This window comes from Psychrobacter immobilis, assembly GCF_904846285.1.
Lineage (GTDB): Bacteria > Pseudomonadota > Gammaproteobacteria > Pseudomonadales > Moraxellaceae > Psychrobacter > Psychrobacter immobilis_D.
The window spans coordinates 56,699-70,074 of record NZ_CAJHAD010000002.1 but is presented as its reverse complement, the minus strand read 5'-3'; the positions used below and the strand labels follow the sequence as shown (position 1 = coordinate 70,074).

Genomic DNA, 13,376 nt, shown 5'->3' with positions numbered 1-13,376 from the left:
CTCAAAGCGCTTGTAAGTGATTATCGAACGACATCATATGATATTTGCTATCTATAAAAACACGCTCACCTTTATCCACAGTATCTAGTTGTGCAGCTGCCAAGTTATTAACAGTTAACGCCGTTAACTGACCTTGCCCATCACTAACGATAAAACCTGATTGCTCATTATTATCTTCTGCTTTTTCAGTATTATTATTAAACAATACTGCTGCCCCTGCACAATCTGGCAGGCTAACATCATCAATTAGTGTACGAGTGTTTAAATCATAAATCGCCGCGCAACCGCCAATCGGCGTGGTCACGCATAATAAGTTACGCTCACTATCAACCGCTACACTGGCGATATATTGATGGAAACGCTGCCACTGATTATTTGGCATCATAAGGGGTTTAAAATCAGGTTCACCGCGCTTGTGCGTCAATACTAACGGCACATTGATATGCTTTTCGCCTTGGAATTGAATGCCTATCATCACCGTTCCATCATTATGCATGGCTAGATGACGCACGCTCATTTGATTATGCTCGGGTATAATCTGTTCAAGCAAAACGCCATTATGGCGGTTTAGGTACACCAGTGATGGGCGCATGCTGTCTAAATTGAGCTCTGCACGCGACGCTTGCTCGGTTTTGATACCACCGTTAGCAATCACTAACGTCTCACCATCAGGATGCATAATCAACTCATGTGGACCGATACCATACGAGTCAAATTCTGCTATTTTTTTGTAATGATCATCAGCATCATAGATACCGATTTTACCATCTAAGCTTAGAGTGTCATTTTCGGTCACATAGAGCAACTTACCATCAAGGCTATAACAAGCATGCCCATAAAAGTGGCGATGAGTAGATGCTTTAATAGCAAACTTTACTTGCCCGGTTGCTGTATCTAATACCCAAAACTTTTCACTAGGACGCCGACCCATGACCACGACATCGCGATTTCGGTTATGGTTATGGTTAGCATTTTGGTTGTGGTTAGAAAAATTACTTTCACGGTCAAGAACAGGCTGGACGACAATATCGTGGACACGTTCTGGCATAGTCGTTTGCCAAACGAGTTGTCTATCGGCGGCGATACCGACCACACCAAAGTCATGCTCATTATGACAGGCATCAGCGCTATCATCATTTGCTAACACGACACTTTTTGGCATAGACGCCACGCCACTAACCCAACAAACGGGGCGCGTCAGTACCGTGGTGGTATGTAGCGCGCTAAAATCAGCTAGGCTATTATGATTGGTGTTTTGCTTACCCTCTATCGGTAAACGATAAGCCTGTCGCCATGCAAAAGTCACTTGCTGACAAGCGTGGCGAAACTGTACGAGCTCGCGTTTAGGTGATGAGCTTAGCGACTGTAGTTGCGAGCGCATACCTACTACATAGTCGCGCACGCTGGCATCAGGATAGTGCTGCTTGCGATAACGATGATGGATACCGACAAGCAAGACTGTACCTATGACAGTAGAAAGCATGGTCAATGCGGACGTTACTAGCAGCTCATTATTAGGCTGCTGCTCTTGTGGCCGCTGTTGTGAATTACTTGCTGTTTTAGTATTGAGAGAATGCATTTTTTAATCGCCATCAGTACTGTTAAAACCCACACGGATACCGAGGGTCGGAATCAATTGGCGTTTAATGATGCGCGTAATGGTCGTCAGCTTGTCATACAACTCTTGCTGGGTGGCTTTATCAGCAGTCGCCAAGTCTTCTGGCATTTGAGCTAATAAGGTGGTCGCATCAGCAAGCGCGGTCGATAAGGTATAGGCCACTGCATTTTCATTATTGCTACCAAGAATAGCGGTTAAAACCGGATCGGTCATTGCTTTATTCAGCGTGGCCAATTTAGCATTGATAATCGCGCGGCTTTGCCCTGCGGTCGCAGCTGGCAAATGGCCTTTTTTCTTACCCGTTAAACCTAATGGCTGATCGATAGCATTAGATTTCATGGTCTCAACCAATGACAATAAAGAATTAAACCATTGATTCAAACCTTGATCGCTCTCAGCAGTTTTATCAATTGCTAATAAAGTGATTGAGTTTTGCTGCCAGTTTTTCTCAATATCTTTTAAGCGCGTACTCAACGCACTGCTTGCGCTCAGCACATAAGCACATTGCCCAGCATCCAAGCTGTCATTGGCATATAACGCTTCTTCCAACCCTGGAACACCTTGCACAATCGCGCTTTCGTTAGCCAGTTGCTCAGCGGTAAGCTTAGGATTGGCAGCAATGAGATCGGCAACGCCACCATGTACCAGCCCGCGCTCATCAGGATAATAATTGATATATAAATTACTCATACTCGCGGTTGCTGGACCGAAGTTAACCATCTCAGCGACAGCCCATGCTTGTGCAAGCACCAGCCATTGGTCGCGCAATTCTTTTAGCGCATCACCGCTAACTGGCGTCTGCTGACAATGTTTTTGTGCCAACTCATGCAGTAAATCACTCTGCTTCGCTGCATCTGCATAAGCTGGAATTACAATGTCATTTGCCACATGGGTCAAGTAGGTTTTTTCAGTATCAGCACTAATATCGACAGCGGTAATCTTATCTGCACTATTGTCTTTTTCAGTTGTAGCCGTAGAAGTAGAACTTTCTTGGGCGACTTGGCTATCTACTTCTGGCGCTTTGCTCTCATCAGCAGGTTTGACACAGCTAATAAGAATACCAGCACTTAATGCTGATAGTACCATTGCTAATGCAGGGTTTATTTTCATAGTTTTCTCGGTATTTATATCGCTATTGATATGAGTAGTTATTTAAATCTATATATTTAAGGAGAATAGCTTTTAAATGGTTTTTGAATGGGTTTTAAAGCCCATCATCTTACTTTTATAATGATTTTAAGAACGCATTTAATTCACTGCGCCCTTGTTTATCAAGCTTAAGCACCTTTTGTTTCTGCTTTTCCGCTTCGCCGCCATGCCAAAGTACCGCTTCCATCAAGGTACGCGCGCGCCCATCATGTAAGAACGTCGCTTGTGGATCGACCGTTTGCGCCAGCCCAATGCCCCATAGTGCAGGCGTGCGCCATTCATAGGAATTGGCTAAAAACTCAACTTGTAAATCTTTTGATGGCAGCTTGCCAGCGATGGTACGATCAGCAAGATCATTTCCCATGTCATGTAACAATAAATCGGTATAAGGATAAATCACTTGCCCATGCTGCTCAAGATGGTCATCGTCGGTTTTTGGCAACTGATAACGCGGCGTATGGCAACTTTGACAGCCCATATCATAAAAGCGTTTTTTGCCCGCTAGTACTAGCTTGTCATTAGCATTGCGGCGATGCGGCACGGCTAGGTTACGGGTATAAAATTCGACGAATTTTGCTACTTCATCATTGACTTCGACAGGCGGCTTGCCATTACCTTGCTCATCAGCCCCAGTTGTCGCATTCATACAAGCGGTCTGCGTCGGCATGCAGGATTCATGCGGACGGATATTCGAGGTCAGCCCCATATCCTCATTAAACGCACTTTGGTTTTGAGTAATCAATTTGGTTTGCCCAGCTTTCCAGCCAAAACGTCCTAATGCCACTTTACCCGTTTGCGGATCCAGCACCATATTGAATTTGCCACTAATGTCGCTATTAGCGTTATTTACCTTGATTGCTTGTTTTTTAATAGCCTCGTCTGGGATTTGCTCGAGTAGCCCAAGCCCAATCATCGGTAAGGCAACACGCGGCGATACCATCAGCTCATCATCAAATGCACCATAACCGGGCTTGGTTAAATTAAAGGTCGGCGCTCGTAACGTCTCGACATGACCATCAGCAAAGGTGACAGGCTTATCGCTCCACTGTACCGCAATGCGCGCTTCAGCAGGGACACCTTGAATACCGCGATCTTGCAGCTGACCGCCATACCTAGGATGTACGACTTTTTCAATCAAGGAATTTTTTAATTTCTGGCGCTGCTCATCGGTGGTCGCAGGCATAGCAAGGCGGATAAGCAAACTATCGGCATCATCTTCACTGCTCATCGGCGCATGACCGCGACCGTCTTTGATGTGACACGATTGACAGGCAGCCACGTTAAATAAAGCGCCAAGCCCATCACGGCTATCGGTACTGGCTGGCGCAACTACCCATGGCTGCCTAAAAAACGCATTACCGATAAAGAAAGAACCTTTGCGTGAAGCGGTGATGTTTGATGAAGGCTTAGAGTAGCTTTCGCTAGTGGTGATACTAATACCGGTATCGCCGCCTTGCTTAATTTCTTGCGCATCAAAGCTGGCAAGCTGCTGCATCGGTACGCCAGCTAAAGCTTCAATAGCCTGCAAACGTTCAGAAGTTATATTTTGCGAATAGCTGCTTTTTTGAGTCTTAACGTCATCTGTAGCAGGATTAGCAACATTATCGCTCGGCTGACAAGCGCTTAATGAGAGAGCACATGCTATCCCTAGCGATAGCTTCAATGGCGAGCTGTTAAATATCAAAGAGGAATAAGACGCGATAGATTGTTTGGCGGTTAACACATTACTGCTGCTCATAAGGGACCTTAGTTCTGGTATAGAACCATTAAAAACGCGTGCTATAATTTTTTCACTTTTAATCGATAGGCATTTCTATTCGATAAGTATTTGCTGCGCCCTGGCCTATCTGGCTATTTTAATAGGCTATAAAAAAAACACGCTGCCAACAGCGGTCGACAACGTGTTTATTATACCTAAATTATTTTTCTATGAAAATAATTCTCATTCACGTATAGCGACTTATCAGGCATATAAAAGCCAGTATAAAAATAGCTAAAGAAACACTGCCATAAAAACACTAGCAATTAATACTATCCAATAGGCGCTAGCTTAAAACTGAGAACCTGCATCGGCGTCTAGATTGTCAATACCAACAGCTTTTGCAGCGTTTTCGATACCAGCGGTTAGCTCTTGTAAGCTTGTGATACTGCTTTCAATCCAACCACGGCGTTTGTTTTGTTCTTCAGCAGAAACACCATGCTTGCTTGCTTGTCCTACTGTGGCAATCATTTGATCGACCTTGATACCTTCTTTTTCACCCTTATCAACAATCACTTTAAAGGCTGCTTCTACTTTGGCAAAATCAGCCGCCAGCTTATCAGCTGCCTCTGTATTACCGGTATCAATAAGATAATTTTTAACGCCGTACCCGCCGACCGTTTTACCGGCGACGGTTCTATAGCTACCATTAAAGACATTTTGAATACCACGGGCATTATTGGCGTAGCTCAAATGGGTCAAATCACTAAAGCATTCATGTTCATCTTCAGTAGAACCGGTGACAAACGCCACTTGTATGCGCTCAGAGGCCAGCTCACCAAGCGCTAAGCTGCCCATTTGATACATGATTTGACGCAGACCATTTTTATCTTTACGTGCCATCATGTCACTACGTAAAGTGTTTTCGCTGTCAGGTTGCCACTCAGCTTCCATCGCGGTTAAATCATCAACCAATAATTGAGTAACCGCTTTTAAATACTGTCCACGGCGCTCACAGATACTGGCATCTGTGTTTTTAGCTTCACCGCTGGTACATTTACCATCGGTCGTTATATAGTCACTCACCGGACGAGTACCTGCACCTTCACCGACGCCATTGGTATCTTGACCCCACAGCAGAAACTCAATCGCATGATAGCCGGTCGTAACATTTGCTTCGCTACCGCCAATCTCACTCATCTCAGCCAATAATTCAGGCGTAATGGTACTCGTATCTTGCTTTATGCTACCAACCGTAATGCTGTCGCTATTAATAATATTGCTGTGACTGTTATATTCGCCTTCATAACTGTCACTCACATAGTCAATCAATGCTTCATCAAGTGGCCAAGCATTTACCTGCCCTTCCCAGCCATCAATGCTAGCTAGCGCTCGTTTCTCATTAGCAGTCACAAAGCCTTCGTCAAAGCGGAATATTTCAGTCTGCGAATACGGCTGACGCGCGGCTTTATACGCAGCTTTGGCGGCATCAAGATTGGCTTGGGTCGGCGTTTCTACATAAGTATTAACTGCCGTTTGTAAAAGTTTGGCGGTTTCTAAAGAATCTTTATAGGCGGCGTGCGCCATATCAGCATAGCTAATCAGCAGACGATCAATATGAGCTTGTGCAGCAGCTGAAGAGGTTGTAGTAGCGATATTTTCTGCCCCTTGCGTCTCAGTTTGTGCGGCCGTATTTGCAGTGTCATCAGACTGTTTGCTACAACCTGAGAGCATTAGCATTCCTGCCAGTGCAGCAGCTAAAGTAGTCGGTAAAATTTTACGGCTTGTCGCTGGGCTGATATTCATACACGTCCTCGATGAGATACACTAGATAAAATAGCAAAGTAGAAGTTTAGAGAATTAGAAGGAGAAAATTTAGCAAGGTAAGTAGCAGATATTGTTCAGAGTAAAAATCCTGATTTCACAATATCGTTAAATACTAGCAGAGTTTAATACCTGCGAATTATAATGTTATTGATAACTATTATCAAATATAAATTTAAAAGATTGAACAAATTTTAAGCGAAAAAAAAGACCAGCTGTGCGCTGGTCTCTTTTCTAATTCTTTATCTGAAGTCATTCAATATTGATTAACGAACGCTATTTGGTGCGTTAACGGTTAGCTCAACACGGCGGTTTTGCTGACGACCATATTCACTGTTGTTATCAGCAACTGGACGCGACTCGCCATAAGCGACTACATTGATACGGTTAGAAGCCACGCCGCGAGCACTTAAATAGTTCGCTACGGCATAAGCGCGTTTACGTGACAAATCCATATTATAAGCATCAGCACCTTTACTGTCAGTATGACCAGCAATAGTAATGGTGTTTTGGTTGTACTCATTCATCGTAGATGCAAGCTTATCAAGTGTTGGCTTAAATGAATTATTCAAAGTAGCATCATCAAATGAGAACGTGATGTTACCTGGCATAACCAAATCAATGTTACCGTTAGCGTTTGGTGTGACTGTCACGCCAGTACCAGCCATTTGCTGTTGAAGTTGCTTGGCTTGACGATCCATGTAGTAACCAACACCAGCACCTAGTGCAGCACCGATAGCAGCATCACGACCAGTTTTGTCACCACCTGTTGCTTTTGAGATAGTCGCGCCACCAGCTGCACCAGCTAATGCGCCAAGTGCTGACTTGTTAAGAGTCTGTTGACCAGTATATGGATCAGTGGCACAACCGCTTAGAGCCAAACCTGATGCTACTACTGCAATCATTAATGTATTACGCATAATATGTCCTCTGAAGTTGAAAAGATCGATAGATAAATTTGCTTTTTATAAATACTGCTTATCAAAGTGACTAGTTTATGAAAATTATTATCAATAAGCAGTATCGATTAGATGTTTATCTATACTTGCTATTATTATGGCAATTACCATCCATTTGTGTGTAATATTTTGTCACATCTATGTATGGAAAGTGCATAACTGTCGATAGGTTATTGATGATTGAAAAAGCTAATTTGTTACCGCAAGTCACGTTTACAGTCGTACACTCTAATTTTTTTCTGCTAAAATCACTCTGTATAATAATGAGTAAAGAGAGAGTTTTATAATAATAAGCAGCATAATAACCAAACTTATATAAGGTTTCGGCTACCGTTAATCTTCAAAAGTATTTTTACAGCATCAAAAAATCATTTTGACGTTCTCTGAAAAAGAATAATTTAAAAATAATGGCTTAAAGATAACCATTAAAAAAGAAAATTTGAAAGACTGAACGATTCGTTAAATTAACAGGAAGGGATTGGATATGCGCTTGAACGCAGCTATGCAAAAAATACATAACCGAGCTCCAAAGTTGGGAAAAGCCATGTCGCTTGCGACAGCAACTGGGGTCATCGCTGCCAATAGCTTTGGTGGGAGCATTCCATTATGGCTAATGGGCGTTGGTAAAATCGTGACGGGCGCTCCTATCGCCGATAAAACGGTGATTAAAATCGCCAATCATTGGATTAGTAGCAATAATGCGTTGATCGATACTATTTTGCCTCGTAAAGACTGGCGCATTCATCTACCTGATGATGTTCATATGGACGGTAAATATCTGCTCGTTAGTAACCACCAATCATGGGTGGATACCAGTATCGTGCAATACATCAGTGAAAAACGCTTGCCGCTGACCCGCTTTTTTACCAAGTTTGAGCTTATTTATATTCCTATCGTTGGGCAGGCGTTTTACTTTTTGGACTTCCCAATGATGCGCCGACACTCTAAAGAAGCCGTTGCTAAGAACCCTGCGCTTCAAGGTAAAGATATCGAAGAAGCCAAGCGTGCTTGTGCATTATTAAAAGACAAACCCTTTACCTTGTTAAACTATTTAGAAGGCACGCGCTTTACTCAAGAAAAACACGATAAGCAAAACTCACCCTATACTCATCTATTAAAACCACGTGCTGGTGGTTTGTCATTGGCGATTAATGCTTTGGGCGCTGATGTCGATGGCATTTTAGATATGACCATCGTCTACCCTGACGGCGTGCCAAGCTATGGTGATTTGTGGAAAGGTAATATCAAACGCTTAGGCGTCGATGTTCGCCATATTGAAATACCTGACGAGCTGTCGACTGGTATTCAAAACGGTGGTTATGAAAACGATGACGCAGTTAAGGCGCAAATGTTTGAGTGGGTTGAGCAAATTTGGCGACAAAAAGACAAACGCATCACGGAGATGCTTGCTGAGTTTAATGACACAGTGGTTAATGACAAAGCGGTTGATGACGTGGCGGTTGATAAAACGCACCAAGCTTAAAACAACACGAAAAACACTCTACTCTTTTAGTCGGCTAAAATGGCCGACTGATTTTTATGTAAAAAGATAATGGCTAAAATACCAAATTATAATGGTAGACGGCTTGTTTTTTGGCATGATTCATTGATAATGTGAATAGCCATTAAAACTCGTTGTTTATTTGGTAGTGATTGGCATAAAGCGATTCACTACTGATGCCATTTACTACTTAATAAGGTATGACTGTGCCCGTCTCTTCTACTACCAGCGCGCCTCTACAATCAACGTCCGCGCGCAATCAGTCCTCAGAATTATCGAATAGTTCACCACCAAGACCAAACCGTCCCAAGCCCAATCGCTTGAAGCTGACTTATGATATCGTCATGATTATCGCCATCAGTATTGATTTATTATTAATCAGTATTGACGCTATTTTGATGAGTAATTTTAGTAGTAATACAGCGCAGTGGTTGAGCCTGAGCGAAGCATTAAACTGGTATCAAAATCATATTCATGATTCGTTGCGGACAGCCGGCGGTTTCTTTACGCTATTCTTGATTGCAGAGCTACTGTTACGCTGGGCGATTGCCATTAAAGAAAAGGTCTATTACCGCTGGTTCTTTTTCCCTTTTGTCCATTGGTATGAAGTGTTAGGCTGTTTCCCGCAGCTGCGCGCCCTGCGTTTATTTCGCGCGGTAATTATCGGACGCCGATTATATCAGCTAGGTTATCAAGTATTGCCGCAGCCGTGGATTAACCGCATTAACTTTTATATCGACTTACTCTTAGAAGAGCTGTCTGACCGCGTTATCTTAACGACCATTCAGACTTTCCGGCAACAGCTCACCGACCCTAACACTCATAAATCGTTTATTGAATCTACCATCGCGCGCAATCGCAATGAGATTGAGGCGGCGGTGCTATCGCTACTGCGTAAAGAGCTGGCACCGAAACTCCAAGCAATGACCGAGTCATCGGGCGGCGGCACCATTATTGCCACTGAAATGGGCAATGCCATTAAAGAAGGCTTGGCCAATACGCCTGAACTACGCCGCTACCTGCGTATGATACCCATTGCTGGTACTTTAATTGAATCCCAGCTTCAGCATGTCGGGCATAATATTGGTGAAAACGTGGTGTATGCGCTTAACGAGCGCCTTCTTGACGCCGAACGTATCGATGCTTTGATGGTCGCTATTGCTAGTGGCGTTGCTCAAATCGATACCGACAACAGTGCGCTTGATACATTAATCTCTAGCATTATCGCTAATGGTTTGGATGAATTTGAAGCCCAAATAAAGGTGCAGCAGTGGAAGCATCAGGACATGCTTAATTTATAGTGTTTTTAATAAGAATTAGATTTTTTGCTAGCCATACTTTGATGCTAGATGCCAAGGCAAAAACGGCACCTTGAACAGCGCAATACGACCATTTTTGAGGATTTATATTATGACGATTTCAGACAATGAGCAACAGGCCCTAGCCTCACCTAACACGCCAGCTTTAGCCTTTTATGGCAAGATGCTAACCTTCTCACGGGTACAGTTTAGCACTGCTGATTTTACGGCGATTGCCAGCCAGCTTGAAACCACACTGAGTAACAAGAACAGCAATATCCCAGTATTGATTGACAGTGAAGTTGAGCAGGATTTATCGGCGTTGGTAGAGCTGCTTTGGTCGTGGGGTTTGCAACCTATCGGCGTGGTCACCGGTTTACTTGACACCCAAGCACGCGAGCTACGCTTGGCGATATTCCCCGCTGATGGCAAGCGTATCGAGCGTATTTTACCAAGTAAAAAAGCCACTACACAGTTAAGCCAATTAGCAGCCTCAAAAGACAGCGCACAGTCGACACCTGCTAACGACTCTGCAAGCTCTACTGCCGATAATATTGGCTCAACAGCAGATAGCCAAACTGTTGCAGCAAGCGCGATACCTGAAGTAGCCGAAACCACCTTGACTGCTGAAACGCTTATCAGCGCTGAGCACATTACTAGCCTCATCTATGATCAAATGTTACGCTCAGGACAAAGCCTCAATCATGTTGGCGGCGATTTAATTTTAACCAATAGTGTCAATAGCGGTGCCGAAGCCATTACCGACAATAACTTACATGTTTATGGTCGTGCCCAAGGTCGCTTAGTCGCAGGCGCAACTGGCGATAAAGACGCGCGTATTTTCTGCCAAGTATTTAACCCATCATTGGTATCAGTCGCTGGTACGTACTGCTTACGCGACAACCTACCCGAACATGTGATTGATAAATCGGTTGAAGTGCGTTATTTAGAAGGCGAAGGCTTGGTCTTTACCGTCATGGACAACGCTTAAGCTGTGTATAAAGTTACAATTTCTTAAAAGTCAGTTTTGTTGGTATCAGTTTAGATAAATGGGTTTATAGAGACTCATTCGACCTACAAATTGTTTGATTAATAGTGTGGTAAGTTTATTTAACAAAACTGCGCTATGATGAATTTTTAGCTCTGCCACTATTTACGCTACACTATACATATGGGCTTCAAACACAAATATTAGATGGCTCTTTAACTATTTAATATCTGTACTTACAGCGAGCATAAATATTATACGTCCGCTGTTTTTGTGCTCAAATACAGACTCGCTATAAGTTTTTGTATATTTATGCTAGGCTTACGCTCGCAGATAGCACATATACGCTAGGTAAACGACGAGTAATTGTGCTACTTTACATCCATGCTGTTTCATCTAAAATGTTTCATCTAATAAATATCCCATCAATTCATAGGAGTGTGCCATTGTGGCGAAGATTGTTGTAATCACTTCGGGTAAAGGCGGTGTGGGCAAAACCACAACCAGTGCTTCTTTTGCCGCCGGTTTAGCATTACGTGGCTATAAGACGGTTGTTATCGATTTTGATGTAGGCTTACGTAATCTAGACTTGATTATGGGCTGCGAAAATCGAATTGTTTATGACTTTGTCGATGTCATCAATGGTAGTGCACGCCTATCGCAAGCCTTGGTTAAAGACAAGCAACTGGAAAATCTATATATCCTGCCTGCCAGTCAGACGCGTGATAAAGATGCGTTGACGGACGAAGGTGTAGCAGAGGTTATGGACGAGCTATCGAAGCAATTTGACTATATCATCTGTGACTCACCTGCTGGTATCGAACGTGGGGCGCAGCTGGCAATGTATCATGCTGATGAAGCTATTATCGTGACCAACCCTGAAATTTCTTCCGTACGTGACTCGGACCGTATCATTGGTATCTTACAAAGCCAAACCAAAAAAGTAATTGAAAATCAAGGAACGGTACGTGAGCATCTGATTATCACCCGCTATAATGCTGACCGTGCAGCAGCTAACGAGATGATGGATATCGATACCATCTCTAATGATATTCTAAAAGTGCCGTTACTTGGCGTAGTTCCTGAGAGTCATTCAGTGCTTGAAGCTTCTAACCACGGTGAGCCAGTGATTCATTATACCGACTCTGTGGCAGGTCAATGTTATGACGATATCGTCGCCCGTTTCTTAGGAGAAGAGCGACCATTACGTCATATTGATGTGAAGAAAAAGGGTCTACTACAGCGCTGGTTTGGGGGTTAATGATGAGTAAGAAAAAAGGATTTTGGAGTAGCCTATTCGGTACTGACGACGGCAATAACACTGGCAGCGCCAATATGGCCACTGAACGTCTAAAGGTTATTGTTGCAAGCGAAAACCGCTTAAATAATCGCCTAACCGCTGACCGTATCGAAAAAATGAAACGTGAAATACTAGAAGTGGTCAATAAGTATGTCAATGGCGTACAGATTGATGATGTCAATATCAACCATCGCTCTGAAGACAGCTTAGATGTACTTGAGATGAATATTAGTTTACCTGAGCATAAAAAGTAGACTGATTTATTTTATAGGTATTCACTATATTAGTGATAAACTCATATTTTTACTGCCACAAAGAAAAGCTCTAAGTATTATGCTTAGGGCTTTTTTATACATGTTTTTTCTTATCTATAGCCCGCTATTTCATACGCGCCATAAGATTGTCTTTTTTGATAAACTGATGGTATAAAGCGGCGCCAATATGAATCACGGTAAAGGCAATAATCATTGGCCATAGAATATCCGTGTGCCAATCATTAAAAATTCGAGCTAAGCCCCTATCTGGCGTCACAAATACGGGAATTTGGAATAAGCCAAATATGTCAACGGCTCTACCGCCATAGACGGACATCAGTAGGCCTGCCGTTGGCATCGCGATTAATAAGGCGTATAAAACAAAGTGTGATAACTGTGAGAGTAGCATCTGCCATTTTGGCATAGCAACTGCTGGCGGCGCTTTAGTAAACATACGATTGATGACGCGTGCAAGCATCCAAAACAATAAACTGATCCCAAATGCCTTGTGCAATCCAATATAAACTTTGCTATCAAGATTGTCATATAAAAGTATCATGATCCAAGTGACCAGTAATAAAATAGCGCTAATCCAATGAAAAACTCGACTAGCGAGCGACCACTTTGTCAGATTCGAATTAATGTTATTCATAGTGTACTTTATCATCCCTATTGTTCATTGGTACTCATAAGTGCTAATTGACGCTTACTAATACTGCTAGACTTATATTGTTAAACTTATATTGTTAAACTTATATTGCTAAATAATGATTGGCTGATAAAGAA

Annotated in this window: 11 protein-coding genes; 5 read left to right on the top strand and 6 right to left on the bottom strand. The window is 42.9% G+C overall.

What is annotated here, in order from left to right:
- Nucleotide 1: 1 nt before the first annotated feature.
- From JMX13_RS02270 to JMX13_RS02250, 5 genes are all read right to left on the bottom strand, one after another.
- Entirely contained in the window at nt 2-1,579 is a 1,578-nt protein-coding gene (locus JMX13_RS02270; RefSeq protein WP_201609337.1) for a DUF1513 domain-containing protein, read from the bottom strand.
- Nucleotides 1,580-1,582: 3 nt separating this feature from the next.
- Nucleotides 1,583-2,728 (bottom strand): imelysin family protein, encoded by a 1,146-nt coding sequence (locus JMX13_RS02265; RefSeq protein WP_201609335.1) that lies wholly within the window; start codon nt 2,726-2,728, stop codon nt 1,583-1,585.
- 115 nt (nt 2,729-2,843) lie between these two features.
- Nucleotides 2,844-4,505, bottom strand: coding sequence for a di-heme oxidoredictase family protein (locus JMX13_RS02260; protein WP_201609333.1), 1,662 nt, complete (start codon nt 4,503-4,505; stop codon nt 2,844-2,846).
- Nucleotides 4,506-4,817: 312 nt separating this feature from the next.
- Nucleotides 4,818-6,272 carry an imelysin family protein gene (locus tag JMX13_RS02255; protein ID WP_201609331.1) on the bottom strand — a complete coding sequence of 485 codons (1,455 nt, stop codon included), beginning with the start codon at nt 6,270-6,272 and terminating at the stop codon, nt 4,818-4,820.
- A 284-nt stretch (nt 6,273-6,556) separates the two neighbouring features.
- Entirely contained in the window at nt 6,557-7,210 is a 654-nt protein-coding gene (locus JMX13_RS02250; RefSeq protein WP_201609329.1) for an OmpA family protein, read from the bottom strand.
- 523 nt (nt 7,211-7,733) lie between these two features.
- Here JMX13_RS02250 and JMX13_RS02245 point away from each other — a divergent pair.
- The 5 genes from JMX13_RS02245 to minE all read left to right on the top strand — a co-directional run bounded on the left by JMX13_RS02245 (nt 7,734) and on the right by minE (nt 12,590).
- Nucleotides 7,734-8,732, top strand: a complete 999-nt coding sequence (locus JMX13_RS02245) for an acyltransferase (protein WP_201609328.1) — start codon at nt 7,734-7,736, stop codon at nt 8,730-8,732.
- 224 nt (nt 8,733-8,956) lie between these two features.
- Nucleotides 8,957-10,051, top strand: a complete 1,095-nt coding sequence (locus tag JMX13_RS02240; RefSeq protein ID WP_201609327.1) for a hypothetical protein — start codon at nt 8,957-8,959, stop codon at nt 10,049-10,051.
- Between the two features lie 109 nt (nt 10,052-10,160).
- Entirely contained in the window at nt 10,161-11,039 is an 879-nt protein-coding gene (minC, locus tag JMX13_RS02235; protein WP_201609326.1) for a septum site-determining protein MinC, read from the top strand.
- Between the two features lie 445 nt (nt 11,040-11,484).
- A complete protein-coding gene (minD, locus tag JMX13_RS02230; RefSeq protein ID WP_201609325.1) occupies nt 11,485-12,297 on the top strand; it encodes a septum site-determining protein MinD in 813 nt (270 codons plus the stop codon).
- Nucleotides 12,298-12,299: 2 nt separating this feature from the next.
- Nucleotides 12,300-12,590, top strand: coding sequence for a cell division topological specificity factor MinE (gene minE, locus JMX13_RS02225; protein ID WP_201544488.1), 291 nt, complete (start codon nt 12,300-12,302; stop codon nt 12,588-12,590).
- 124 nt (nt 12,591-12,714) lie between these two features.
- Here the strand turns inward: minE and JMX13_RS02220 are convergent, their stop codons facing one another.
- Nucleotides 12,715-13,242 carry a cytochrome b gene (locus tag JMX13_RS02220; RefSeq protein WP_201609324.1) on the bottom strand — a complete coding sequence of 176 codons (528 nt, stop codon included), beginning with the start codon at nt 13,240-13,242 and terminating at the stop codon, nt 12,715-12,717.
- Nucleotides 13,243-13,376 lie beyond the last annotated feature (134 nt).